19 protein-coding genes are annotated in these 24,987 nt (G+C 59.5%); 12 read left to right on the forward strand and 7 right to left on the reverse strand.

Annotation, left to right across the window (positions count from 1 at the left end):
- Positions 1 to 108: 108 nt before the first annotated feature.
- Positions 109 to 867: a PilZ domain-containing protein gene (locus Enr13x_RS22010; protein ID WP_145389040.1), complete on the forward strand. Its 759-nt coding sequence runs from the start codon at positions 109 to 111 to the stop codon at positions 865 to 867.
- A gap of 100 nt (positions 868 to 967) precedes the next feature.
- On the opposite strand, the gene Enr13x_RS22015 is transcribed toward Enr13x_RS22010, so the two are convergent.
- Complete coding sequence (locus Enr13x_RS22015; RefSeq protein ID WP_197455279.1) at positions 968 to 3,112, reverse strand: sensor domain-containing diguanylate cyclase/phosphohydrolase; 2,145 nt, start codon at positions 3,110 to 3,112, stop codon at positions 968 to 970.
- A 404-nt stretch (positions 3,113 to 3,516) separates the two neighbouring features.
- Here Enr13x_RS22015 and Enr13x_RS22020 point away from each other — a divergent pair, with 404 nt between their 5' ends.
- From Enr13x_RS22020 to Enr13x_RS22040, 5 genes are all read left to right on the forward strand, one after another.
- Positions 3,517 to 4,065, forward strand: coding sequence for an RNA polymerase sigma factor (locus Enr13x_RS22020; protein WP_145389042.1), 549 nt, complete (start codon positions 3,517 to 3,519; stop codon positions 4,063 to 4,065).
- Positions 4,066 to 4,071: 6 nt separating this feature from the next.
- Positions 4,072 to 5,355, forward strand: coding sequence for a Gfo/Idh/MocA family protein (locus Enr13x_RS22025; RefSeq protein WP_145389043.1), 1,284 nt, complete (start codon positions 4,072 to 4,074; stop codon positions 5,353 to 5,355).
- Positions 5,356 to 5,837: 482 nt separating this feature from the next.
- Positions 5,838 to 7,250, forward strand: coding sequence for an MBL fold metallo-hydrolase (locus Enr13x_RS22030; RefSeq protein WP_145389044.1), 1,413 nt, complete (start codon positions 5,838 to 5,840; stop codon positions 7,248 to 7,250).
- Positions 7,247 to 7,813, forward strand: coding sequence for a YeeE/YedE thiosulfate transporter family protein (locus Enr13x_RS22035; RefSeq protein WP_145389045.1), 567 nt, complete (start codon positions 7,247 to 7,249; stop codon positions 7,811 to 7,813). The genes Enr13x_RS22030 and Enr13x_RS22035 overlap by 4 nt, the downstream gene beginning before the upstream one ends.
- Positions 7,814 to 7,843: 30 nt before the next feature.
- Complete coding sequence (locus tag Enr13x_RS22040; RefSeq protein ID WP_145389046.1) at positions 7,844 to 8,509, forward strand: YeeE/YedE family protein; 666 nt, start codon at positions 7,844 to 7,846, stop codon at positions 8,507 to 8,509.
- 108 nt (positions 8,510 to 8,617) lie between these two features.
- Here Enr13x_RS22040 and Enr13x_RS22045 read toward each other — a convergent pair whose 3' ends face one another.
- Positions 8,618 to 9,175: a hypothetical protein gene (locus tag Enr13x_RS22045; protein WP_145389047.1), complete on the reverse strand. Its 558-nt coding sequence runs from the start codon at positions 9,173 to 9,175 to the stop codon at positions 8,618 to 8,620.
- 25 nt (positions 9,176 to 9,200) lie between these two features.
- Positions 9,201 to 12,578, reverse strand: a complete 3,378-nt coding sequence (locus tag Enr13x_RS22050; RefSeq protein WP_145392584.1) for a DEAD/DEAH box helicase — start codon at positions 12,576 to 12,578, stop codon at positions 9,201 to 9,203.
- Positions 12,579 to 12,761: 183 nt separating this feature from the next.
- On the opposite strand from Enr13x_RS22050, the gene Enr13x_RS22055 reads away from it, so the two are divergent.
- Complete coding sequence (locus Enr13x_RS22055) at positions 12,762 to 13,130, forward strand: 2Fe-2S iron-sulfur cluster-binding protein (protein ID WP_145389048.1); 369 nt, start codon at positions 12,762 to 12,764, stop codon at positions 13,128 to 13,130.
- Here Enr13x_RS22055 and Enr13x_RS22060 read toward each other — a convergent pair.
- The 3 genes from Enr13x_RS22060 to rsfS form a co-directional block, all read right to left on the reverse strand.
- Complete coding sequence (locus Enr13x_RS22060) at positions 13,127 to 14,632, reverse strand: serine/threonine-protein kinase (protein ID WP_145389049.1); 1,506 nt, start codon at positions 14,630 to 14,632, stop codon at positions 13,127 to 13,129. The two genes, Enr13x_RS22055 and Enr13x_RS22060, sit on opposite strands and share 4 nt — an antisense overlap.
- 413 nt (positions 14,633 to 15,045) lie before the next feature.
- Entirely contained in the window at positions 15,046 to 17,043 is a 1,998-nt protein-coding gene (argS, locus tag Enr13x_RS22065; protein WP_145389050.1) for an arginine--tRNA ligase, read from the reverse strand.
- A gap of 75 nt (positions 17,044 to 17,118) precedes the next feature.
- The gene (gene rsfS, locus Enr13x_RS22070; protein WP_231743700.1) at positions 17,119 to 17,562 is read right to left on the reverse strand and encodes a ribosome silencing factor; all 444 of its coding nucleotides are present in this window, start codon (positions 17,560 to 17,562) and stop codon (positions 17,119 to 17,121) included.
- A 176-nt stretch (positions 17,563 to 17,738) separates the two neighbouring features.
- Here rsfS and Enr13x_RS22075 point away from each other — a divergent pair, with 176 nt between their 5' ends.
- On the forward strand, positions 17,739 to 19,082 hold the full coding sequence (locus Enr13x_RS22075; RefSeq protein WP_145389051.1) for a Gfo/Idh/MocA family protein: 1,344 nt from the start codon (positions 17,739 to 17,741) through the stop codon (positions 19,080 to 19,082).
- Here the strand turns inward: Enr13x_RS22075 and Enr13x_RS22080 are convergent.
- Positions 19,079 to 20,179 (reverse strand): DUF481 domain-containing protein, encoded by a 1,101-nt coding sequence (locus Enr13x_RS22080; RefSeq protein ID WP_145389052.1) that lies wholly within the window; start codon positions 20,177 to 20,179, stop codon positions 19,079 to 19,081. The genes Enr13x_RS22075 and Enr13x_RS22080 overlap by 4 nt on opposite strands.
- 961 nt (positions 20,180 to 21,140) lie before the next feature.
- Between Enr13x_RS22080 and Enr13x_RS22085 the strand changes: the two genes are divergently transcribed.
- The 4 genes from Enr13x_RS22085 to Enr13x_RS22100 are packed head-to-tail and all read left to right on the forward strand — an operon-like array spanning position 21,141 to position 24,935.
- Entirely contained in the window at positions 21,141 to 21,500 is a 360-nt protein-coding gene (locus Enr13x_RS22085) for a TerB family tellurite resistance protein (RefSeq protein ID WP_231743701.1), read from the forward strand.
- A 5-nt stretch (positions 21,501 to 21,505) separates the two neighbouring features.
- Positions 21,506 to 22,156, forward strand: a complete 651-nt coding sequence (locus Enr13x_RS22090; protein WP_231743702.1) for a phosphopantothenoylcysteine decarboxylase domain-containing protein — start codon at positions 21,506 to 21,508, stop codon at positions 22,154 to 22,156.
- Between the two features lie 10 nt (positions 22,157 to 22,166).
- Positions 22,167 to 23,087, forward strand: coding sequence for a dihydroorotate dehydrogenase (locus Enr13x_RS22095; RefSeq protein WP_145389054.1), 921 nt, complete (start codon positions 22,167 to 22,169; stop codon positions 23,085 to 23,087).
- A 27-nt stretch (positions 23,088 to 23,114) separates the two neighbouring features.
- Positions 23,115 to 24,935: an ATP-binding cassette domain-containing protein gene (locus Enr13x_RS22100; RefSeq protein WP_145392590.1), complete on the forward strand. Its 1,821-nt coding sequence runs from the start codon at positions 23,115 to 23,117 to the stop codon at positions 24,933 to 24,935.
- The last annotated feature ends 52 nt before the right edge of the window (positions 24,936 to 24,987 follow it).

A 24,987-nucleotide genomic window follows, 5' to 3' on the forward strand; every position in this document is an offset into this window, starting at 1 on the left:
GATCTCGCCGGTCGCGGGTGCGACGGAGTTCTCGAACCTGCCCCCCTCGCGATGGCTTGCGCATGCTAGGGTTTCCTCCGTCACGACTTCTCTTGCGAGTGCAAAATCATGCCCACCGTTGCATCACCTCGAACCAACCTGCCCGGGGCTTCGGGGGCAGACACTCCCGCATTGCGAACTCCAGAGCATCCGACACACACGATCCCGGTCGGCCCAACCGTCGACGATGACCGCTACGAGCCGCGATTTCAAGTGATCGGCGGGCAGGATGTTCGCGACATCCAGTGCCGGCTTTTGGTTCATGCGCCGCTGGGAGGCGACGATCAAATTCCCTGTCAGATCGTGGATCTCAACTCCAGCGGTTGCGCGATTCGCTATCGGCACGATCGGCCGCTTTTCAAGTCAACGACGTTGGAAATCCACAACCTGGCGGGACACGAAACCTTGCAAATGCTCGCGCGGGTGTGCTGGTCCCGTCAATCGGGACTCGATCAATACGCCAGCGGTTTGTACTTTCGCCGTTCGCTTCCCGATGACTTCATTTCCGCAGGCATCCGCGCCGGTCAACTCAGCCGCCGCGCGGCGCGACGCGAATCGGTCGACGTCGGCGTCACCATCCGGCAGTACCAGCCTCAGAATCGCGGCGCGGGTCGAATCGTATCGACCAGTCGCAGCGGGCTGCAGATCATCGGTCCGAATGAATTGGTGATCGGCACGCGAGTGATGCTGCAACTCGATGATGGCAACGCCGTCGTCGGCACCACCGTTTGGACCTCGCTGCGGGGATCGCAATACGCCTCCGGAGTCGCGTTCACGCACGCCGGAACCGGACGTCAATTCCACAACGCCGTCCTTCAGCTCTCATAGTCCATCGGGCAAAGTGGCGTAAGCGTCCAGCTTGCGTTTCACGAGTGAAACGAGGAGCGCAAGCTGGAAGCTTACGCCACATCTAATCCTTGACAAAGCCCTAGTCGACGCGGTTGATGATCTCGCCCATCAGGTAACAGCGAAAACTGGCGACGAGCTGTTGGACGGCGTCTTTCAGTTCGCGTCGGCGGCGATCGCGATTTCGGATCGGCTTGAGTTCCAAGTGGACTTTCGTGCTGCAACCCGGTGTCGCATTTTCGGTCAGCAGTTCGTCTTTTTGCGCTTCGCTGAGCGTCAACACCGCATGGAATGAAATCTTATGATCGACGCGGCGGCGGCCGCCCGGACTGGATCCCGAGACGACTTTGAGCGAAAGCTGGTTCTCAGCCACGTTGACGATTTCGGCGTGGTGATCGGCGATGAAGCCGCGCAGTTTTTCGATCACCAAGTCGATCGGAACGGGAGTCAGGATATCAACCTTCGTCGCGACGGCTTCGTCACCGCCGATCAACCAGTCGAACCAACCGGCCCGGTGGGCGGGCTCGGCGACTTCGGACATTTTCCCCAACCCCAGCTGAACGACTCGGTTTCGGCCGTTGTCTTTTGCCTTCAGCAAGGCTCGGTCGGCTCGTGCCAACACGGTTTCCGCGCTGTCGCCGGATTGATATTCGGTGACGCCGAAACTGGCCGTGATGCACTCTCCGCCGAGGGCTTCGATGGGTGTCGATTCGAGTGTCTGGCGGAGGACTTCGGCGCGTTTGGCGCCCGTCGCATTGTCACACGCGTTGGCCAACAACAGAAACTCCTCACCGCCATATCGCGCCACCAAGTCACCATCACGGCTCTGCGACCGCAACACGTTGGCAAAGACTTTGAGCGCTTCGTCACCGGCGGGATGGCCGAATGTATCATTGATTCGCTTGAAATGGTCCAGGTCGCAGATCACCAGCGCAAACGTTGGTCCGCCGGCGGCGGTGGCGGCAACCAGCTCTTCCAACGTGGTGTCGAAATGGGCGCGGTTGGCGACACGGGTGAGTCCGTCCAGTCGCGTTTGTTGGTGCAGCGTGTCCAGTCGACGCTCCAAGTGTTCGCGGTCGGACAGGTCGTGAACCACGATCACGGTACCGTGGGACCCGGGGCGTTCCCCATGCACAGGAGCGACTTCGACGTGCACCGACACGGGATCGGTTCCGACGGCTTCGATGATCATCGCGCGTCGAACCGCTTCGCCCGTTCGAAAACATTCCTGCAACGGACAAATGGTTTCGTCGTCGCGGTCGCGGTCGGTGTCACGCATCCGGAGTGCCGCGGCAGACCATTGTTTTCCGATGATCGCTTCGGCGGGAAGATCGGTCAGTCGCTCCATGGCAACGTTCCACTGGGAAACGTTGCCTTCGCCGTCGGTAAACGCGACGCCGTCTTTGAGTGTCGACAACAGGCGTTGATTGAACAGCGTTTCGCGCCGCACCACCTCTTTGGTTCGATGGGACTTGCCGACCGCGACGTTTGCAGTCCCGGTCCAGAACGCCTGAGAATCTTCGGGACGCAATTGTTGGAGCCAGCGGTGGACCATCGATCCTTGCAGAATCTCCGGCCGGGCTTCGAGCAGGCGGCTGAAATCGTGGACCAGATCCGGATCGAATTGCGTTCCGCTGCCGCGAACCAGTTCGGCAAGCGCGCGATCACGGCTCATCGCCGGCCGATACACGTGCTCGGTCGTCATCGCGTCAAAGGCGTCGGCGATCGCCAGCATCCGCGCCCCCAACGGCAGCGCTTCGCCGCGTGGCGTTTCCCCATCGCGTCGGCTGTCGTACCAGACGTTGCAGTAGCGAACGATGTCCAACAAGTCCGGGTCCGCGGTGCAGCCTTGCAGAATATCGCATCCGACATCCGGACAAGTGTCCATCACAAGCTGCTCGTCGACGGTCAGTTTCCCCGGCTTGCGGAGAATCCGATCGGGAATTCCGATCTTGCCGACGTCATGCAGCAGCGCCCCGACTTCGATTCGGTCTCGCAGGTCGTGATCCAGGCCCATCTGCTCGGCCCAACTGCTGCAAAACAACGCCACCCTCAATCCGTGCGCGGCGGTCGCCGGGTGTTTGGTTCGCAGCGCGTAGAACAACGACGTCGCGATCCCCAAGCGGACGACGGCCAAGCGGTTCTCGGCGTCTTTCTCGGGACGTTCCGCCGGAGTCTCCGCGACAGCCTCCGAGGCGATCTGCAGTTTGGCCAGCAGATTCGTCACACAATTCGCAGTTCCCCGGGCAACCGTCGATGAATTCGACAGGCCCCCCGCGGCGGGAACGGCAGCGTTGAAGGTAGGATTCTGGGGCTCGAAAGGTGTCTGAGAATGAGTCATTAGGCTCAAATACGGAGGAGTGACGACGAGAATACCGGCTACTGGCAACCATAGGTCACGCCGGCCGGCCGGGGCGTCGAAAAGAGAGCGATTCGCCCTTGTCGCCTGACTGGTAGAATTGGAACGAGCGGCGCGACGCACGCCCCCCGTGATGGCGGAGGTTTCCTTTCAAAGCTTGCGATTTGCTGTCACCCCACCTACCATGAAGGGGTCTGCTGGGCGAAGGGTGTCGCCGAAAAGAAGGCAGCAAGCACCGGCTATTGTGAAGCTTCTCTTTTGGTATCGACACCGTGAGTCTCTCTGACATCGATCGAATTCTCCTCCAACGCTGCATTGATGGAGCGCCGCGCGCCTGGCAGGACTTTACCGAACGCTTTCTCGGACTGGTGATCCACGTCGCCAATCACACCGCCGAATCACGCGGCCTGTCGCTCGACGATTCGACCCGGGACGACCTGGTCGCCGAGGTCTTCATGGTCTTGCTGGCTTCGGATCGGGGCGTCTTGCGACGATTTCGCCGCGACAGTTCCTTGGCAACCTACCTGACCGTCATCGCGCGACGGGTGATCGCCCGACGGTTGCATCTGGATGGGTTTCGAAGTCGGTTGTCCGTCACCGCTGCCGAACCGGCGACGACCGAGCCGACCGAACGGATCGAGAATCGCGAAGAAGTGGAACGCCTGATGGCCCGACTCAATCCCGAGGAATCGAGTGTGGTCCGGATGTACCATCTGGAAGGGATGTCCTACCAGGAAATCAGCAAGGCGATTGGTCTGGCCGAGAACTCGATCGGGCCGATGCTCAGTCGCGCGCGACAAAAAATGCGCGAGGGTGCTTAAGGGTTGATGAACAAGTCAAAGGAAAACACTTCGTCGTCCTGTGCCCGACGGAGTTTCATCAAGGATAGCGGGCTGATGATCGCCGGAGGCGCTATTGGCGGCGCCGTCGCGGTCGGAAAAGCGGTTCAGGGCGGCAGCAATGCCCCGATCAAAATCGCGATCGTCGGTTGCGGTCGTCGCGCCCGTGAACTCGCCGACGCCGTCTGGGCCGTCGATGACGAAGCGGTGCAATTGGTCGGGCTGGCGGACTATTTCCCCTCGCAAACACAGTCGCTGTACCGCAGCTTGAAAGGACGCTACGGCGGCCAGATCACGGCGAATTGTGTTCGCTCCGGCGGCGCAGATTGTCTCAACCCGATTCTGGATTCCGACGCCGACATCGTTTACGTGACCACACCGCCGGTGGATCGCCCCGACTGCTTTCGCAAAATCGTCGAAGCGGGCAAGCACGCCTTTTTGGAAAAACCGCTCGCCGCCGACGCCGCCGGCGTCCTGCAGTCGATCGACACCGCGGAACAGGCCAACGCCGCTGGACTGACTGTGCACGTCGGTTTTCAACGCCGCTATGACCATCGTTACCAAGACGTGATCGAACGTGTGCGAAACGGCGCCGTCGGAACGCCGGTCTTTGCCAGAGCATTTTGCAATGCCGGATCCTTGCGGCCGCCGACTCGCGCCGGGAACGAATCGGACGCGGATTTCCAACGACGAAACTGGAACCATTTCCAATGGACCGGAGGCGATTTCTTGGTCGAACAGCACGTCGCGGGATTGGACGTGATCCGCTGGGCACTCGATCAAGCCCCCTTCGTCGCTCAAGGTCAGGGCGGTTGGGGAACCTTCGACACGGCCGAACATCCATCGCTGCAACCCGATCGTTCGGGCGAAGTGTTTGATCATCATACCGTTGAATTTGAATTCACCACCGGCGCCGTGCTGATGTCGCAATGTCGCCGCGTTGCAAAATCGTGGAACAACACCAGCGAACACGTCCACGGCACGTTGGGACGAGCCGACTTATCCGCCGGCAAGATCTATTCCCTCGATGGCAACCTCGTCTGGCAGTCGGATCGACCCTCGTCTCTCAAGACAGCCACGGTCGAACAACAGCGAGCCTTTCTCGGTTCGATTCGTCGCGGCGCGGCGGAGAACCAAGTGGAATCTGCCGCCGCCAGCACGCTGATGGCGATGCTCGGACACCAGGCCACCCGAACCGGTAAACGGCTTCAGATGCTCAAATGGATCAACGAAGCCAAGTTCCATTTGCAGCAATCATCAGCAAGGGGCTAGGCCCCTCCGTTCCCGATTGGCACAGTACGACGTCCTTTCTAGGTCGTCGTCCGGAGTCCAACGGACGACGGCCCGGAAGGGCTGTCGTACTCGAAAAACCGGTCGTCCTCAGCTGGACGGCCCCTCAAGGGCAAACACCGACGGTCGCTAAGTCCTTTCTTGGGATCAATGTACGCTTCACTCTCTTCCCACACCTTGATTGGCCATCCAATCGCACTGGCGGGCGCGAGTGGCCTGCCGGACGTCGCGAACGTCGACCGTGTAGGGATCAACCTGAATGATTCGCGACCAAACGCCGGAGCGAATCCGCTTGGTATGCGGTCGATTGGCTGAGTCCGCGTTGTATCTGACAGGGACGACACGCTTGGCGCGCGATTTGCAAAACGATTTGCGAAGAGTGTTCAACCGCAAGTTGCTCGTCAAACTTCCGCACGTGAAAGTTTGTGGCCGTCTAGGTTTCGTTCGTAGGAGGATTCCCAAGCATGTTTGTTCAAGAAACCGTATTCACCGACGGGATCGCGCAGTTGTCATACCTGCTAGGCGATACCGATTCTGGCCATGCTGCCGTGATCGACCCGAGAACCGACGTCGAGGTTTATGAGCAGCTCGCACGCAAGCATGGCTTGGCAATCACCCACATTTTCGAGACACACATTCACGCAGACTTTGTGTCCGGAAGCCGTTCACTCGCCGAGCGGGTTGGGCGGGCACAGATCTATCTGAGTGGCGATCATGCGGACTATCAATTTGATGGACAGCCCGTGGCCGATGGAGAGACATTCGACTTTGGGTCTTTTCAGTTAACGGCACGCCACACGCCGGGGCACACGCCGGAGCACATGACGTTTGAGATCGCAGAAAGTGGTCATCACGACACGCCATGGGCCGTGTTCACCGGGGATTCGTTGTTCGTCGGCTCGGCCGGTCGCCCTGACTTACTCGGGGAGGGACAGACCGCGCAATTGGCCGAAGCGTTGTACCACACGCTGTACGGCTATTTCTTGAAGTTGGACGACTTCGTGACGGTCTTTCCGGGCCATGGCGCCGGCTCGGCATGTGGAGCCGCCATCGGTGATCGCCTGCAGAGCACCATCGGATACGAGCGGCGGACGAATCCGTTCCTCAGCTATCCGGATCTCGAGTCGTTCCGTCAGTTTGTCGTTACCGACGCGCCTCCGGTTCCCTGGCACTACCCGCAACTGAAAAAAATCAACGCCGCCGGACCGGACATCATGGATCGCTTGCCGACCATTCCGGCACTGCCGCCGGACGACTTTCGACGTGTCGCCCGCGAACCCGGCGTCCATGTCCTGGACACTCGGTCCATGCTGGCCTTCGGCGGAGGTCACGTTCCAGGTGCGATCAATATCGCAGGCCGATCGGAGTTGTCGGCGTGGGCGGGACAAATGCTCGACCTCGACCAACGCTTGCTGTTGGTCGTCGAGCGCGAAGACGATCTCGATCGGATCGAGCGGCTGCTGGTGCGAACCGGCCATGGCTGCTTTGCCGGCTACCTGAGCGGCGGAATGGAGGCGTGGGAAATCGCCGGCCTGCCGTTGGAAACCCTGGAACAGATCCCCGTTCAGCGATTGCGTGAGTTGCAGATCAGCGACGGCGATTTGACGATCCTGGATGTTCGCGCTCCCGACGAATGGGCGTCCGGTCACATACCAGGGTCAAAACATCACTTCGTCGCCGACATGCGCGACCGTATCAACGGCTTGGACAAGAGCGCCCGGTACGCCACCTATTGTGCCAGCGGATATCGCGCCAGCATCGCCGCCAGCTTGATGAAGGCACGCGGTTTCAGCGACGTCAGCAATGTGCCGGGAAGCTGGGGTGCCTGGACGGCGGCCGGTTTTCCAAGTGAACAGCCCGAAGGAGCAACGGCATGATCCTGCAGACGCTCTCCCCTGCACTGACATCGCTCGCCGAAGTCAATCCGCTGGAGTACTCCGGTCCGGCGTGGTCACCCTACCTGGTCGGAGCGTTGATCGGCGTGCTGTCCATGTTGACGTTCTATTTTTCAAATAAACCCTTGGGCGCGTCGACAGCCTACGCACGTGCCGCCGGCATGCTGGGCAACCTGACAGCTCCGCATCACACGCAACGACTGAAATACTTCCAGGACAACCCGCCAAAAATCGGCTGGGAGTTCATGTTGGTTCTCGGCGTGGTGATCGGCGCCTTCGTTGCCGCCTGGAGCGGAAACGAATGGACCGGTCGCCTGCTACCACTGATGTGGCAAGACCGCTTCGGCGCAGACAGCGGACTGCTTCGTGTCCTCGTTGCATTCTGCGGCGGCGGTCTGATGGCGTTTGGTGCGCGGATGGCCGGAGGCTGCACCAGCGGCCACGGGATCAGCGGCACACTTCAACTTGCGATCGGGTCTTGGATCGCCGCGATCTGCTTTTTTATTGGCGGCATCGTGACCGCGATGCTGATGTATGCCGTTTAGGCGGCCCATTCTTTCCAAGGAGCCCACCTGATGTCCACCACTACGGAAAAGCCGAACGATACAGCGCCGAACGATACAGCGCCGAACGATACAGCGCCAAACGACATCACAGCGCCACACGCAAAAAACGATCAAGACAAGCAGCCTAAGCCGCTGTCCGCGGCGGGCCGCTCACTTGCGTTGGGCGTGCTCTTCGGCATCGTGTTTGGCTTCCTATTGCAAAAAGGCGGCGTCGCGAAATTTCACATCTTGATCGGACAACTGTTGTTAGAGGACTTCACGGTTGTGAAAGTCATGTTGTCCGCGGTCGTCGTGGGCATGTTGGGAATCCACACGCTACACCGAGCCGAAATGGTGGAATTCCATATCAAGCCGACTCGTTTGGCTTCCAACGTCATCGGGGGGCTGCTGTTCGGATGCGGATTCGCGTTGTCCGCTTATTGTCCGGGCACCGGGGCCGCCGCGCTGGGGCAGGGAAACTTTGATGCGATCGCGATGATGGTGGGGATGGTTGCCGGTTCCTACGTCTTTGCCGAGGCATCGAGTTGGATCAGCCGCAACCTCGATCCAATCGGTGACAAGGGCAAGCTGACCCTGTTCGATTTTTTTCCGCAGAACCGAACCGCCGTCACGCTTGGCAGTGCGTCGTTGTTGGTGGTCGTGTTAATCGTATTGGAGTTTACAACGACGCGGTAAGGACCGTCGGAAGAATAAGTGGCGGGGATTGATTGTGGGATAGGCTTCCAGCCTGTCGTTTTCGCCATGACAGGCTGGAAGCCTATCCCACCTCTTTTTGGTGCGTTGCTAAATTCGATTGGGGGTGAAGTTGTCGGCGCCGCCGGTCAACGGCCTGTGGGTGTAGTCGGTGACCAACCAGGAATCGTCGGGCTGTTTTTGAAAGGTCAAAATCACGCGTCGGGGGACGCGGACGTTTCTCATCGTGCCCGAAGACATGCTGGCGGTGACCGAGGCGTCCAGATCGACAGTCGCTTCCAAGGGATAGCTGCCGGTGACGAACTGGATTTGGATATTGCGAACCGCCAGACGATGAAATTCGTAGTTGGGCAATTCGTTCAATGCCCGCTGTCGCGTCGCCCGGTCGGCGATGTAGATGACCGCCGACTCGTGATCGTTTTGTTCGACCGCATCGGCCGTCGCGTAGATGGCTTCGAGGATTTTTTCTCGATCGGTCACGATGGCGTTCGCGGCATAGAACGCCGCCGGAATCAGCAACGCGGCGGCCAAGGTGGCGATCCCGAGATGTTTGTTGCCGGTTTGCAACCAGCCATAAAACAACCCCGCCACAACGATCCCGATCATGATCGAGATCAACAGCGGGTTTTCTGCCAAGATCGTCCACATCGCATCGGCCCTCGGCGGGTAGGGATTATCGATCGCCCGCTTTGATCAGACGTATCAAATCTTCGGTGTCCATCTTCGCCGCGCGGTCGGTTCCATCCAAGACACCGGCGACCAGTTCGCGTTTGTCGGCGTGCATCTCCAGAATCTGTTCTTCGATCGTACCAGACGCGACCAATCGATAAACCGTCACGGGACGTTCTTGCCCGATTCGGTGCGCGCGGTCGGTGGCTTGATCTTCGACAGCCGGGTTCCACCAGGGGTCTAAGTGTATGACGTAATCAGCGGCGGTAAGGTTCAAACCCGTTCCGCCAGCTTTGAGCGAAATCAAGAACAATTCGCCCTCGCCTTCCTGGAAGGCATCCACCCGGCGCTGCCGTTCTTTGGCCGGCGTCGCGCCGTCCAGGTATTGGTATTTGATCCCACGCTCATCGAGCAATTCTCGAATCAGTCCGAGGTGCTTGACGAATTGGCTGAAAATCAACGCGCGGTGTTCGCCGTCGTGCAATTCATCGACCAACGAGTTCAGCAAACTGAGTTTGGCGCTGCCCTTGTCCCACATCCGGTCGACCAGTCGAGGGTGACAGGCCAATTGCCGCAGCTTGGTCAACCAGGCGAGCGTTCGCATCCGGTGTTCGCCCGGCTTTGCATCCCCGCCGGACAATTCGGCCAGCGCCGCGACACGTGCCTCGTCGTACATCGCACGCTCTTCGGTACTGAGGTGCGCTTGCAGGGTGATTTCGGTACGGGGTGGCAGTTCTTTGAGCACCTTTTCTTTCGTGCGCCGCAAGATGAAGGGGCGGACCAATCGTGCCAGCGACTCGCGGCGTTCGGGATCTTTGTGGCGTTCGATCGGATCGGCAAACCGGTTCCGAAAGCGGTCCCACGATCCGAGCAACCCGGGGCTGATCGTCCGCAACAGACTCCACAATTCCCCGAGGTGGTTTTCCAACGGCGTGCCCGAAAGTGCGATCCGCCAATCCGCTTCGAGATCGCGGATGGCGCGGGAGGTCTTGGTTTGGGCATTTTTGATGAACTGCGCTTCGTCCAGGACCAGCGTGTTCCAACGTTTGGCGGCGAAACGCTTGGCGTCACGCTGGACCAATTGATAACTGACGATGACCAGGTCGCCAGGGCTGGCCGCATCGATGACTTGTTGCCGATTGCCTTCGCGATACAAGACCGGATTGAGTTCGGGGGCGAACCGCTGCGTTTCACGAACCCAATTCTCGCCGACACTGGTCGGGGCGACCACCAGCGTGGGACCGCCGGCGGCACGATCGACCAAGACACCGAGTGTTTGCACGGTTTTCCCGAGCCCCATGTCGTCGGCCAAAATTCCGCCGACGCCCCAGCGGCTCAAACGCGCCAGCCAGCGATAGCCGTCCAACTGGTAGTCTCGGAAATCCACGTCCAGCGTGTCGGGTTTGATCGGATGGTAATCGGCCAACGAGTCCAAGTTTTCGATCACCTGACTCCATCGGGCCGACACTTCCAAGGTCACGTCGGTGCCGAGCAATTCTTGAACGGCGGGGACGGCGGCATCGGCCACTTTTAGAGTGCCGCGATCGGCGACCAGGGTATCCCCGAGCTGTTCCAAACGCTTGCGGAACGCATCGCTGATCTTTGCAAATTCGCGATCACCGACGCGAACCAGCGCGCGACGCTCGGTCACGGCGGTCAACAGATCTTCCAGATTGACTTCTTGTCCGGCAACCGAAATGGTTCCCGAAAGCCCGAACCAGTCTTTTGAATCGTCGATCTGGACGCGGAGGGCGGAGGGCGTGATTTCACCGCGGACGCGAATCGTTTCACCTTCGGGCCAAATCATGCGCGGCGCCTCGTCACCGGCATCGTACAGCCGCGCCAACAGATCCAACGCTTGCTCGTCGCTTTGCGCGACCCAGCCATAGGGTTCTTCGGGGACGAGTTGATTGATCTGGAATCGATTGATCACTTCGCCGGCGTGCTCACGTTCGGCCTTGGTGTCGCGGACCAGTCGAATGGGTCCCTGGTCGGTGATGCCCGGCACGATGGCCGGTTCTTCACCCGGACGCATCATGTCTTGCAATCGGGAATCGAACATCGACAGACGGACGAACATTCCAGCGCCACCGCGGGGCCGCAATTCCAGCACCATCTCGGCTTCGATCTCCTCGAGCGGTCCGGCGAGCTGGTCCGGCAGATCGACACGCACGAGCGACCCGATTTGGCCGATGTTCATCGTCAATTGGTGCGCCGCGTCGTCGTCCACCAAGACTTCGTGCAAGTCGCTTTTGAGCAGATAGGAAATCAAGCGGGTCGCGCGGCGATCGCGCAGCGCGGCGATGATCAGCCGATTGCCGTTGGTCTCGGCGATCAGCACGACCGGTTGGGCGGGATGTAAATTGCCCAGCACCAATTCGCATTGATTGATATCGATGTCGATCCCCGGCACCTGCAAGGCGACGCGGTACAGCGTTTTTCGCTTGGCGGGATCGGACTCGCGTTCGATTTGCGTTTCACCGGCCCGTTCTTCGTCGTCCAAGGAGTCGATTTCGACGGGCTGGAGCGCGACCGAGATTTCACCGCGGGAGACTTCGATGGGCGTCGCCGAGGTGTCGTCCCAGGCGACATTGGGATGCCCGACCAACAGATCGACCGATTGAAACAGGTGGTAATAATCGCGATTCATCTCCGAGCTCGGTTGCGACGTGAGCGCCGCGATCTGGCTGTCGACCGGCGTTCCTTCGCCGTCACGTCGGAGCAGGTCGAACGCGGGAGTCTGACGCCCCTTGGACCAACCCTTGGAATTCTTTTTCAACCGCTGGACGAACGGATTGATGCTGACCGGTCCGTACAGTTGGTTGTTCGAAATCTTGATCCGCCATTGCACCCGCGTGGTGGTGTCTTCCTCTTTGGCGTGCGCTTCGTCGGTCAGTTTCAGCAGTTGGTTGACCACGTCACGGCCGGCAGCGACGGTGTCGGTCTTCAAGTCGCTCAAAAACAGCAACACCTCTTCGCTGTTGCGTCGGGAGATCTGTTCGTGCACCCACCAGGCGACCGCCAGGGTGCAACTGCATCGGCCGCTTCCAGTCCGCCTCGATTCGGCGCGTTCGAATTCCGAACACGCGCAGGTCACCGAAGCGCGAAGCGACAGGTCCAGCGGCGACTCGAGCGTGTCGCGGTCGCCCTCCTCGACGTCCGGTTCGATTTGCAAGTTCACCAGATAGGGCAGTTTTCGTCCGGGACGCATCCGGAACTCAAAGCACATCTTGCCGTCGCTTTGAGAAAACTTGGGCGTCTCGACTCGCAGCATCGCCGCCCGCTTGTCGAGCGATTGATCGTGATCGTCCACCAGCCGCGAAACCGCTTCGCCGAGCAACAATCCAAACGCTGCCGGCAAATTCTCCGTGATCAATTCCATACTCAAACTAGGTTCCTTTTTTCGATCCGCCGCTTTCCAGGCCGGTGATCTCTTCTGTGCGACTTTTAAAAACGTTGGCCAACCCGCTATTCTACCGCTAGGCTCCTCCGTTGCGATGCCAACCGGGGCCCGAATGCCGGTTCAGACGAAGATTCTTCATAAACTTTCAATGAGTGGAAACGAATGCCGAAATTAACTGTCGAGGGCGTGGGTAGTTTTGAAGTCGCCAAGGGAAAACGATTGGTCCAAGCGCTCGTCGACGACGCGGGTACCGATCAACTACACGCATGTGGGGGCGTGGCAAAATGCACCACCTGTCGGGTCCAGTTCACCGACGGCGAACCCCCAAGAATGACGGAAGCCGAACGGGACACCCTTGCGGTGCGGCAAATCAGCGACGCGGGTGTTCGCTTGAGCTGTCAAATCCAGTGCGATCATGACATGAGTGTCAAATTGATCAGCCGTCTGGAAGGCAGCGGGCGCAAGGATCAAGGATCGCCCGTGGCGGACACGATCCAGCCCGCGCCGGTCTGGGTGGAACAGGACGCTTAATAGGTCCCCGCCGGACGACGCTGGGTGCCGGTGAGCACTTTGATCAACCCCGCGCGAAGCTCCCTGACCTTCAACGGCAACGCCAACAGTTGCCGACGGGGACCACGACGGGCCTCTGAAATGATGCGTGCTTGACGTCGGTCGACCAACAAAATCGAGGGGATTTCGCTGGTGTGTTCATCGGAGGCAAACTTGTTGTAAGCCTCCAACGCCAGCGTCCCCAGCTCCGCGGCACTGAAAATCACGCAGTCCGCGGGAGGATCGTCGCCGGGTTCAAAACGCGACAATGCACGATTGGGGTCCTGGGTGATCAGCACACGGTACCCCCGCGACTTGAGCCGTTCGCGGATCGCGTTTTGGAGTGCCGCTTTGGATTCCACCAACATCACGACATAACCTTCACCCTCATCGGTCGGCACATCGTCATCGTCGTAGTGCTCACCCACACTCGGCGTTGACCCATCGGCGCTCGCTTTGCCGGGGCCCTTTTCCAGAATGTCGATCGCCTTGCGGACCTCGGCCTGCAACGCGGCCGACGATTGAATTCTCTTCTGGGGATTGAACTCCATCATCTTGCCGAGCAACTGAGTGACGACCCCGGGGATGCCGGGAACGAACTGGCTGATCGGTTTGATCTCTTGAAAACGCGACACATTCAAGCGGGCAAGCCGGTCGCGTGTTTCGGTCAGCGCCGGCTCACCGGCCAGCATGTGGTAGAGCATGTTGCCGGCAAAGAAAACGTCGCTACGCGGATCGTCCTTGCGGACTCCCGTCCCACGTTCCAACGCGGCATAGTCGATCGCCCGGGCATTGGGGCAATCGGCGATTTCTTCGGGGTTTTTCCGGTCGCTCAATGCCGCCAATCCGAAGTCCACCAGTTTCGCCTTGCCGTCGGAGGAAATCAGCACGTTGGACAGTTTCAAGTCGCGGTGCGAAATCCCCATGCTGGCCGCATGAGCCAGCCCGGACGCGACTTCGTGAATCAAACGCAGTGCCAATTTGGGCGGCAGCTTTCCCCGCAAGCGGACCAGTTCCCGAAGCGTCTGCCCCTCCACAAACTCCATCACCAAAAACGGATTCCGCGGATCGGCGACGACTTCGTGGATGCTGACGATATTCGGATGCCGCAGCTTCAATCCCATGCTTCCTTCGCGGAGAAACTGTTCCATCTCTTTCGGCTCGTCCCGAAATCGCTTGCGAAGCACTTTGATGGCGAAAACTTCGTCGCCCTTGCTGGCACGGTACACGCGCGCAAACGTACCGGCACCGATCAGATACAGCACCTTGTAGTCGCCGTAAAAGTACCCGACGCGGTCGCCACGGAGGATTTTTTCGGTTTGCAGCGTCGTCACCAACCCGCGGCGCTGCATCTGCTTGATCACCGAATCGAGCGTGATTTCCGTGCCGCCCAGCTCTCCCATCGCGTGATCGACTTGGCGCCGCTCGGCGAGCCCAAGGTCTCCGATTCGGCGAGCAAATTCCTCGGGGGTCGGTTGTTCCATCGTTGCAAGAGATAAGAGAGCAGATTGGCGGGCGTCGCAGGTCAACAAGCGCTGACCGGACAGTCTACACCAACAAACGCCGAATCGTCTGCGTTGTCCTCGCCGGGTTCGCAAAATCGACCGCCGCGGCAATCCGATTTCCCCACAAAGGAGGGCTCAACGGGGCTGTAGGGGGCATTGTGGCTGGCTGACGTGCCGTTCCGGCGGCGATCTCCCACCGAAGACCGCAAAAACGTCAAAACAGACGTAGCAATCAGCAGAAAATCGGTGGGATAGGCTTCCAGCCTGTCGATGCCGAAATGACAATCTGGAAGCCTATCCCACTCCCATTGATCCGACACCTATTTTCCGCTCAAGACGTCATCCGGCGGCCCCGGTTGCGCGGGCATCGATCTCACCCCCGAGATTCGTCGCTACATCCGATCGACGACTTCGATGCCCAGCAATTCCAACGCTTGTTTGATCACACGTCCGGTCAGGACGACCAGCGCCAACCGCGTGTTCTGGATGGCATCGGTTTCGGCGTTGAGCACGTGGCACTGATCATTGAACTTCGAAAACGCTTCGGCGGTCGAATAGACGTAGTCGACCAAGTGATTCGGCCGGTAGTCTTCATAGACATTCTGAAGCGCTTCCTCGAACTGCAACAACTGCAATCCTAGCGCCCGTTCGGCCGGATGCGTCAGCGTGATGCCGGATACTTCGATCCGCTCGGCCACGTCGGCTTCGGTCACCTCGTTTCGACGCAAGATGCTGGTCGTGCGGGCGAAACTGTACTGCGCATAGGTCGACGTGTTGCCCGACAGGGCGACCATCTTGGAGAGATTGAATTTGTAGTCGCTGGTTCGGTCGTGGGACAGATCGGCGTATTTAATCGCGCCGATGCCGACGCGTTCGGACACCAAACGTTTCTCCTGGTCATCCATGGGAGGCTGCAATTTGACCAACCGATCGGGATTACAGACGACCTGATAGGCGGCTTCGACGGCATCATCCAACAGGCTTTCCAACCCGATCAAGGTTCCGCTGCGGGTCTTCATCGGCCGCCCGTCCTCGCCCAGCACGGTCCCAAAGCTGACGTGCACCAGTTTGGCATCGATCAGCTCCGTCATTTCGGCGACGGCGAACAGTTTTTCAAAGTGTTCACTTTGCCGAGCGTCCACGACATACAACACTTCGTCCGGCGTGAAGGTTTCCTGGCGGTAACGGAGGGTAGCCAGATCGGTGGTGGCATACAGGTAGGCACCGTCGCGTTTCTGGATGATCATCGGCGCATCGAACTGATCCAAAAACACACAGATCGCGCCGTCACTTTCGCTGGCCAGCCCCCGTTGCTTGAGATCGTCAACGATTTCACCAAGCATGGGGTGGTAAAACGACTCACCCAGCGTGTGATCAAAGGTCACGTTGAGCCGCGAGTAAATCCGGTTGATTTCGTCTTTGCAGTGCGGCAGAAACTGTTCCCACAGCGCGATGTTTTCCGGATCGTCGGCGTGCAGTTTCGACGTTTCGTCCAGGACGGCGTTGGCGATCTGGGGATGTGCTTGGGCACGTTGTTTCATCACGGGATCCGCGTCGGTCGCCGCGATCGCCGCTCGGGCCGATTTCAGATCCGATCGCGCCGCTGCGACTTTTTTGGCCAGTGATTCGGCGGCCTTTCGTTTCTTTTTGGCATCCTTTCCCTCGGCACCTTCGGCTTCCTGTACCGCGGCCGCATGCAAGTCCTCCAACCGCGCAATCTCGGCTTCGTACTTGGGCACGTTTTGGATCGCTTTGTGGTAGCCCATCAGCTGATGCACGATGCGATACAGCTTGGCCAATTCCGGCACCGGGTCCTGGCGCACCACCTCGGGGTCACCGAAGTGTTTGTAACCGTAAATGATGATGCCGAACTGCGTGCCCCAGTCACCGAGGTGGTTGTCGGTGACCACCTCGTGCCCGAGAAACTGAAGCGTCTTGGCCAAACAGTTTCCGATCACGGTGGTGCGAATGTGGCCCACGTGCATCGGCTTGGCGACGTTGGGCGAGGAGTAATCGATCAGGATTTTTTTAGGCGACGCAACCGGGTCGACGCCACAGCGGTCGTCGGCGAGCATCTCTGCCAGACGGTCCTGCAAGAAGCTGTCCTTGAGCCTGAGATTGATGAACCCAGGGCCGGCGATCTCCGGCGTCTCGCAAACGTCATCGAGTTGCAGCTGCTCGATCAATTCCGCGGCAACCTGGCGCGGATTGGAATCGGCGACCCGTTTTCCGATCGGCATCGCGCAGTTGGATTGGTAATCCCCGAACTTGGGGTTACCGGCGGGCCGGATCATCGCGGCGTATCGATCCGGGTCATCGATCTGCGAGGCAAAGGAACATCGCGAGAGCGCGTCGGTCACGCGACCGGTGAACAATGAAGGGAGATGCATTGTGATTGCCAGAACGTCCGACGGGCGTGAATCAACCGCGACGCCGGACCAAAGTGGAGGTAGGAAAGCGGAGGATCAGTCGGTCTGCTCGATACCCAGCTCAGAGAGTGGGATGGCAGTCCCGTCGGCCCAGAGTGATTCCAGGTCGTAAAACTCCCGCGTCTCTTCATCGAACAGGTGGACGACGACACTGCCGTAATCCAAGACGATCCAGCGGCTTTCGTCATAGCCTTCGATGCCGTCGCGTTTTTCGCCCATCCCTTTTTCCAGCGCATCGTCGATTTGCTCGCTGATGGCGTGCAATTGCCGTCGACTTTGGCCGGTCGCCAGGACGAACAGGTCGAATTCTGCCGACTGACCACAAACGTCGATCACGACGACGTCTTTGCCGTTGTTTTCCAAGGCCACACGCGCCGCCATGGCTGCAATTTTCCGGCTTTCGGTGGTACCATGGGGTCGAATCGCCCGCGACGGAGCGACCATCGGGTTCTGAGAATCAGTAGGTTTGTGTTCGGTCATGGGGGAAAGTCTATCAGTTTTGTTTTTTCTGTCACGGGTCAGCGAGAACGGAGTCAACATTCCGCAACGTCCGGTTAGTACACTATTGGACTTGATACGATTGGCCCGCTCGCCCGCCCCACCGGGATTGTTCCATTTGTCCCGGCGACACGTTACCCCACCTCAGGAACATTTGAATGACGAACGTCAACAATCATAAAACCACTTCCCCGGCCCAAGATTCCACGTCGTCGAGACGTCAATTCTTGAAAAAGGGTTCGGCCGTTTCGGCCGGAATCACCGGCGCCGCGATGTTGCCTCGTGCCGTGCGGGGGGCCGAGCCCAAAGACCAAGGCAGCAACGACGTGGTCCGAATCGGCATCGTCGGGCTGGGCGGACGCGGTACCGGGGCGCTCAGCGACACGTTGACCATCAACGAGCACATCCAACTGGTCGCGACCGCGGACGTCGATGCCAACAAACAACGTGTCCTGAGTCGGCTGGAAAAACAATTCGGCGACAAGGTGGCCGTTCGCGAAGACAAAAACTACGTCGGAATCGATGCCTACAAACGCATCCTGGATGACCCCGAAATCGATCTGGTCCTCATGACCACCCCCCCGGGGTTCCGGCCGCAATACGTGATGGAAGCCGTCGACGCGGGCAAGCACGTGTTCGCCGAAAAACCGTCCTGTGTCGACCCCGCCGGCTATCGAATCTGTCTCCAGGCCCATGACAAAGCGGTCGCCAATAAAACCGCGATCGTCACCGGGACCCAATACCGCCGTCAAACGAACTACGTCGAAGCGATTCGCCAGATCCACGAAGGCGCCATCGGCGATGTCATCAACATGACCGCCCGATACTGCAGCACCGGCATCTGGCACAAGACACGCAAAGAAGGCATGTCGGACACCGAATACCAGATCTACAACTGGATGCACTTCATCTGGCTCTCCGGCGACCAAATCGCCGAACAAGCCGTGCACAACATCGATGTGATGAACTGGGTCATGCAGGGACCACCCGAGTCCGCGTACGGAAGTGGCGGCCGATTCACCCGTCCCGACGGCAGCGAAATGTGGGACAGCAACTCCATCGATTACGCCTATTCCGGTGACCGACGCGTCTCGTTCATGTGCCGACAAATCCCCGGATCGCAGAGCGACGTCAGCAACCAGATCTTCGGATCCGAGGGCACCGCCACGATCTACGGCAGCAACGGCGGCGCGTCGATCAAAGACCGTGACGGTAACGAAGTGTGGTCGATGAAAGGCGACATCCAGTCCGCCTATCGACAAGAGCACAAGGACCTGGTCGATTCGATCCGTGCCGGCGACCCGATCGTCGAACTCAAGGAAACGGCCAACAGCTCGATGACCGCCGTGCTCGGACGCGTCGCCGCCTACACCGGACAAAAGGTGACCTGGGACTTCCTGACCAACGAGTCGCAGTTGGACCTGTTCCCCAGCGATTTCGATTACAACGGCCCGCGTCCCGAGCCGTCGTTCGCCATCCCCGGCAAAACCAAGCTGATCTAGAACTTGACCAGCAACAACAGCGAATAATAAACGTCGTTCGGCTTGGCACCTTGCGGCGTGCTGTCGTAGCGATCGGTCAGCGCCAATTTCAAGGACAAATTGTCGGTGTCGTCGAGTAGGATTTCCCACGCGACGTCACTGACAACTCGGTAGTCGGAGAAATCTTCCCAGGCCGGGAAGTAGTCCACCTTGGCCTTCATCTTGTTGTAGCGGTTGAGCTGGTACTCCCCCTCGGCGCCGAACACCGCTTCCGGTTTCCAGTCGTCGTCGGGCGCGCCGATCTCTTTCGAAGCACCGGCACCGAAGCGAGTGGCGAGCATCGCGTCGTCGGTTCGGATGAAATGGTAGCCCAGGCCGCCGTTGAGATTCAGCCGCGAATCGAACGCTTTGAACTGGTCCCATTCGGCCCCAAACTTTCCAAACGCCGACCACTTGGAATCCTGGAAAAGCCGGTCGTAATCCAGGTTCAACCGGCCGTTGTCTTCGGTCGTCAGGCCGCGATTGGTCGCCTTGCGATAATCGAAATCGATCCCCAACGTGTAGCGGTCGGTCTTGCGTTTCATCTCCAAGCCGGTCTGCAGCGCCAGCGTCCGTGAGTTTCCGCTGCTGCCATCAAGCCCCAGCTCGGCGTGGTTCTTCCAGCCGCGGGTGACCCACCGCCAGGGGATTTCATACCACGACGCGGTTTCTTCGGCCAACGGCGGCGACTCCACCGGCGCGCCCGAGGCAAGTGCCTGGCCGATCGGCGTCGACGGGTCGACCACCGGAGCAACGGGAACGGTCGTGCCGGCCGGGGCAACGGGTGCGACTGGCAAATCCAGTTGCGCCGCCGCCGCCGGCAGCGGCGGCATCGGCAAACCGGGGGAAACCACCGCCGTCGTCGCGCCTTGGCTGACTTGATAGGCCGCCGGCTGGACCTCCGAAAGCGATTGCTCAATCGGTCCGGCCACTTCCGGTCCGGCCACTTCAACAGCCATCGGGGCGACTTCGGAGTCCGGGGGCGGAAAATGGAACGAAGGGCCCGCCTGGGCCTGCTCTTCGGGCGGCTTTCCCCCGAAAGTCGGAATGCCCAACTGCCAGAGCGGCGTCTCGGCCATCGTGAGCCCCGTCGGAAACGCTCCGCTGCAAATCAACAACAAGGCGACAGCTGCAAGACCTGCCCTAGCTATCCCCTCTGAACTGCCCGTTCTACCCATCTGAAGTATTCCCATGACGTCAAATCGCATCCAATGAATCATCTCGCCCACCCACGGATCGGGTTAACAAAGATTCAGCGGTGCTGTCATGGCTGATTTGCCCAGCCCTCTGGCAATATCTCAGCTTTTCATGATCGGAAGCCTGAAACGGCATCAAGCCGACGGCGCCAGAGGCAGAATTCGGTTCAGGCGAAAGGAAAGCGACCGACGCACGGGCCTCCGCTGGACGCAACCGATGCGCCCCGTATTGGAATAGCAGGCTTAACTCGGTGGAAAATCGAAACCCTGCCTGGCGAGACCAAGCGGTTTTTAAGTCGTTGATATGAAAGGGTTTTCGTCACTCTCCCCCTGGGGGTTCTTCGTGGATTTTATTGGCTAATCACTCAGGACCCAGGTTTTTTGAGGCATTGCTGCGATGTCCGAATGGGTGTTGGACGACAAACGCTCGGTTCAAACGCCCCTCCGGCGACGCGGGCCGGTGGAGGGCACGAAGCACCTTCGCCGCATCGCAGACCAGGTGATTCCTAGGCGGGTTGCTCCTCCGCAGAGCCCGTCTCCGCTACAGCTGGCTTCGCCATCAGACCGAACAGAACCATCGGACATCGCAGTCATCCCTCAAAAAACCTTCCCCGAGTATCCGAGAGCAGCCACTAAAATTCGCGAAGCCCCCCCTGGGAGAGTCGAGCGTAGCGAGGGGAGGGTTCTGTTTGCTGCTTGGGACGCGACTCTGGCAGGTGAAGTAAAACTCGCGATTCACCGTTCGACCTCCCCTCGCTGCGCTCGACCCTCCTGCCAGGAGGGTGACTTTAAAACTGCATCACCTCGCTAGGCAGTCGCGACGGGGAAAGTTAGGATTTCGTTTATGAACGAGAAACATTTCAGTGATCGAATGCGCCAACTACGCAACCTCGTCGTGATGGCGATGGCCGACGGGACGATCGGCGAACGCGAGGTCTCGTTTGTCGCCGAACGTTGCCATGAACTCGGGTTGGGCGAAGCGGAGTTGAGCCGCGCGATCCGATACGGGTTGGGCGACGACGCGGCGTTGGAACTGCCCCAAGACCCGGAAGGCCGCAAAGAGTTGATGATCGACTTGGTGCGGATGATGGCCGCCGACGGCGTTCTGGACGAGAGTGAAAAACGTCTCTTTGCGCTGGCAGCCGCCAAAATGGAAATGTCGACCGAGCAGCTGAACCAATTGCTTGACCAAACCCTGGAATAGTCGACGTGGTAAAGATTTTGATCACGTCGGGACCGACCCGTCAGTATCTCGATCCCGTTCGTTACATCTCGAACGCATCGAGCGGACGGATGGGTGCCGCGCTGGCCACCGCAGCATTGCAACTGGGGCATGAAGTCGTCATCGTCTCGGGGCCGGTTCCCACGGTCTACCCGGCGGGCGCCCGAGTGATCTCGGTGGTCACGACCGACGACATGTTGGCGGCCAGCCAGGAGTGGTTTACCGAATGTGACGGAGCGATCGGGGTAGCGGCCCCCTGTGACTACATGCCCCAGATCGTCGAAACAGAAAAAATCGCCAAGACCGGCGAACCACTGACGCTGCAACTGATCGAAACCCCCGACGTCGTGGCGACGCTGGGACAAACCAAGCGGGACGATCAGTGGGTCGTCGGATTTGCGTTGGAAACCAACGACCGCAGGTTCCGTGCGACGGTCAAGCTGGAAAAGAAACACTGCGACATGATCATCAGCAATGGTCCGATTGCGATGGATTCCGATGTCAACGATGTCGAACTGTTGGACACCGCCGGCGAAGTCATCGCCCGCGTCAAAGGAACCAAACAAAAGGTGGCGGACGTCCTGATGACTGAAATCGATCGCCGATTGATTCGCAAGACGCCTGCGACACCCTTGTAACCGAAGGCTTATGACTGCAACGCAAACGATGGATTTGTCGACCACCCTGGGCCGGATGACGCTGCCCAATCCGATCATGGTCGCCTCGGGAACCTTCGGCTACGCCAGGGAGATGGAACACGTCGTCGATGTGTCTCGCCTGGGCGCGGTGCTGCCCAAGACGATCACGGCCGAACCACGGATCGGCAACGCCCCTTGGCGCACGGTCGAAACCTCTGCCGGATTGCTCAACGCGATCGGTTTGGACAACGATGGCGTCGATGCGTTCATCCAACACCACCTGCCCTACTTGCAATCCTTGTCGACACCGGTTGTCGTCAGCGTGGCCGGACGCACCCAAGACGAGTTTGTCACCCTGGCCCGACGGATCGGTGAATTCGGCGTCGCCGCGGTCGAACTGAATCTGTCCTGTCCCAATGTCAGCGGCGGCGTCGACTTCGGCACCCACGCGTCCAGCTGCCACGACGTCGTCGCGGCGGCACGCGAGGCGTGTGCGGTCCCGATCCTGGCCAAACTGACGCCCAACGTGACGCGGATCGCGGACATCGCCAAGGCCGCGGCGGAAGCCGGTGCCGATGCCGTGTGTCTGATCAACACCGTGTTGGCCATGGCCATCGACTGGCGACGTCAACGGCCGATGCTGGGCAACGGAATGGGCGGCATGAGCGGTCCGGCGATCAAGCCGATCGCGCTGCGATGTGTTCATCAGGTCGCCTCAGCGGTCGACGTGCCGATCATCGGAATCGGCGGCATCGCCACGATCGACGACGTGATGCAATTCCTCGTCGCGGGCGCCTCCGCCGTGCAAATCGGAACGGCCAATTACTATGATCCCACCGTGTCGACTCGGCTGGTCGACCAATTGCCGACCGCCCTGGCCGAACTCGGCGCCGCCCGCGTTGCGGACGTCGTCGGAACTCTCAAGGTCTGATCCGGAAAAGGAAGCTCGGCGATGGCACTGTTGACGATTGCGGATGTATCCATTGGGTTCGCCGGACCGCCCCTGCTGGACGGCGTCACGGCTCAAATCGAAGTCGGCCAGCGAATCGGCTTGCTGGGCCGCAACGGCGCGGGCAAGACCACTTTGCTGAAGTTGCTCGCCGGCGAGCTACAGCCCGACCACGGTGAAATCCAGCTCGGTGACAAAACACGCGTCGCGCGATTGACCCAAGACGTGCCCTCGCACCTATCGGGTACCATCGCTGAAATCGTGTTGTCCGGAATCCCGGCGGAAAAGATCTCCGACCCGACCACGCGATGGGAAGCCGAGCATGCGGTGGAGACCACGTTGTCGCGGATGCAACTCGACGGGGCGCTTCGATTCGAGTCACTTTCCAGCGGCATGAAACGACGTGTCCTGCTGGCACAATCGATCGTGGCCCAGCCCGACATTCTGCTGTTGGACGAACCGACCAACCATCTCGATATCGAATCGATCCTTTGGCTCGAAGACTTTCTCTCGCGCTGGGACAAGACCCTGGTCTTCATCACCCACGACCGTTCGTTCTTGCAACGACTGGCGACGCGGATTTGGGAAGTCGATCGCGGCCGGTTGTTCGACTGGTCGTGCGATTACCAAACGTTCCTGACCCGAAAAGAACAAGCGTTAGAGGCCGAAGAAAAACAAAACGCATTGTTCGACAAACGGTTGGCCGAAGAGGAAGCGTGGATTCGCCAAGGGATCAAGGCGCGCCGCACGCGAAACGAAGGTCGTGTTCGAGCCCTCAAAGCGATGCGCGTCGAACGCGGCAAACGACAGAACCGCGTCGGCAATGCAAAACTGGAAGTGCAAGATGCCCAACGCAGTGGTGTGCTGGTCGCCGAGCTGACCGACGTCAGTTTTGCCTACGATGATCACACCATCGTGGATCGTTTTTCGATCGAGCTGATGCGTGGCGACAAGATCGGAATCATCGGCCCCAACGGCGCCGGCAAGTCGACGCTGCTGAAGTTGCTGTTGGGTAAACTCCAACCCGACTCCGGCAAAGTTCGCCTGGGAACCAATTTGGAGATCGCCTATTTCGATCAGCTCCGCGACACGCTGGACCCGGAAAAGACGGTCCAGGAAAACGTCGGCGATGGCAGCGAACAACTAAAAGTCGGCGGCAAGACCAAACACGTGCTCGGCTACTTACAGGATTACCTGTTCACGCCGGAACGGGCACGAACCAAGGTCAAGTTTCTTTCCGGTGGCGAGTGCAATCGTGCCTTGTTGGCAAAGCTGATGACCAAACCCGCCAACGTGCTGGTGATGGATGAGCCGACCAACGACTTGGACGCCGAAACACTGGAATTGCTCGAAGAGTTGTTGGCAGATTATGCAGGAACGCTGTTGTTGGTCAGCCACGATCGGACGTTCTTGAACAACGTCGTGACCAGCACAATCGTCTTTGAAGACGACACGATCCGGCAGTACGTCGGTGGCTATGACGATTGGCGCGACGCCGTCGCCAGACGCCAGGCGTCGACAAACGGCAATGGTGCGGCCGTCAAGACAGCCACGACCCCGCGCAAGAAAGAATCGGCCAAGCCTGACGTAAACCCGCCAACGGAACCCGCAAAACGAAAGCTGTCTTACAAAGAAAAACGCGAGCTGGAAGCGCTGCCGGAAACCATCGAACGCTTGGAACAACAGATCGCCGACATGCACACCGCCATGGCGGAACCGGAGTACTACCAGAGTGGCGGTGACAAAATCGCGGCCGACGCCGCTCAGCTGGCAACGGCCGAGAAAGAACTTGCGTCGGCCTACCTGAGATGGGAAGAGCTTGAAGAATAGCCGCCGTCGATTCAAATCAATTGAATCGACGGCGACCGGTGGGCATCTTGCC

The sequence above is a fragment of the Stieleria neptunia genome (assembly GCF_007754155.1).
Classification (GTDB): domain Bacteria; phylum Planctomycetota; class Planctomycetia; order Pirellulales; family Pirellulaceae; genus Stieleria; species Stieleria neptunia.

Coding starts and splice junctions, on each gene's coding strand:
- Enr13x_RS22075 (WP_145389051.1), top strand. CDS start 17,739: ATGACGAACGTCAACAATCATAAAACCACTTCCCCGGCCCAAGATTCC.
- Enr13x_RS22095 (WP_145389054.1), top strand. CDS start 22,167: ATGACTGCAACGCAAACGATGGATTTGTCGACCACCCTGGGCCGGATG.
- rsfS (WP_231743700.1), bottom strand. CDS start 17,562: ATGACCGAACACAAACCTACTGATTCTCAGAACCCGATGGTCGCTCCG.
- Enr13x_RS22035 (WP_145389045.1), top strand. CDS start 7,247: ATGATCCTGCAGACGCTCTCCCCTGCACTGACATCGCTCGCCGAAGTC.
- Enr13x_RS22050 (WP_145392584.1), bottom strand. CDS start 12,578: ATGGAATTGATCACGGAGAATTTGCCGGCAGCGTTTGGATTGTTGCTC.
- Enr13x_RS22080 (WP_145389052.1), bottom strand. CDS start 20,179: ATGGCCGAGACGCCGCTCTGGCAGTTGGGCATTCCGACTTTCGGGGGA.
- Enr13x_RS22085 (WP_231743701.1), top strand. CDS start 21,141: ATGAACGAGAAACATTTCAGTGATCGAATGCGCCAACTACGCAACCTC.
- Enr13x_RS22025 (WP_145389043.1), top strand. CDS start 4,072: ATGAACAAGTCAAAGGAAAACACTTCGTCGTCCTGTGCCCGACGGAGT.
- Enr13x_RS22060 (WP_145389049.1), bottom strand. CDS start 14,632: ATGGAACAACCGACCCCCGAGGAATTTGCTCGCCGAATCGGAGACCTT.
- Enr13x_RS22030 (WP_145389044.1), top strand. CDS start 5,838: ATGTTTGTTCAAGAAACCGTATTCACCGACGGGATCGCGCAGTTGTCA.
- Enr13x_RS22055 (WP_145389048.1), top strand. CDS start 12,762: ATGCCGAAATTAACTGTCGAGGGCGTGGGTAGTTTTGAAGTCGCCAAG.
- Enr13x_RS22045 (WP_145389047.1), bottom strand. CDS start 9,175: ATGTGGACGATCTTGGCAGAAAACCCGCTGTTGATCTCGATCATGATC.
- argS (WP_145389050.1), bottom strand. CDS start 17,043: ATGCATCTCCCTTCATTGTTCACCGGTCGCGTGACCGACGCGCTCTCG.
- Enr13x_RS22040 (WP_145389046.1), top strand. CDS start 7,844: ATGTCCACCACTACGGAAAAGCCGAACGATACAGCGCCGAACGATACA.
- Enr13x_RS22010 (WP_145389040.1), top strand. CDS start 109: ATGCCCACCGTTGCATCACCTCGAACCAACCTGCCCGGGGCTTCGGGG.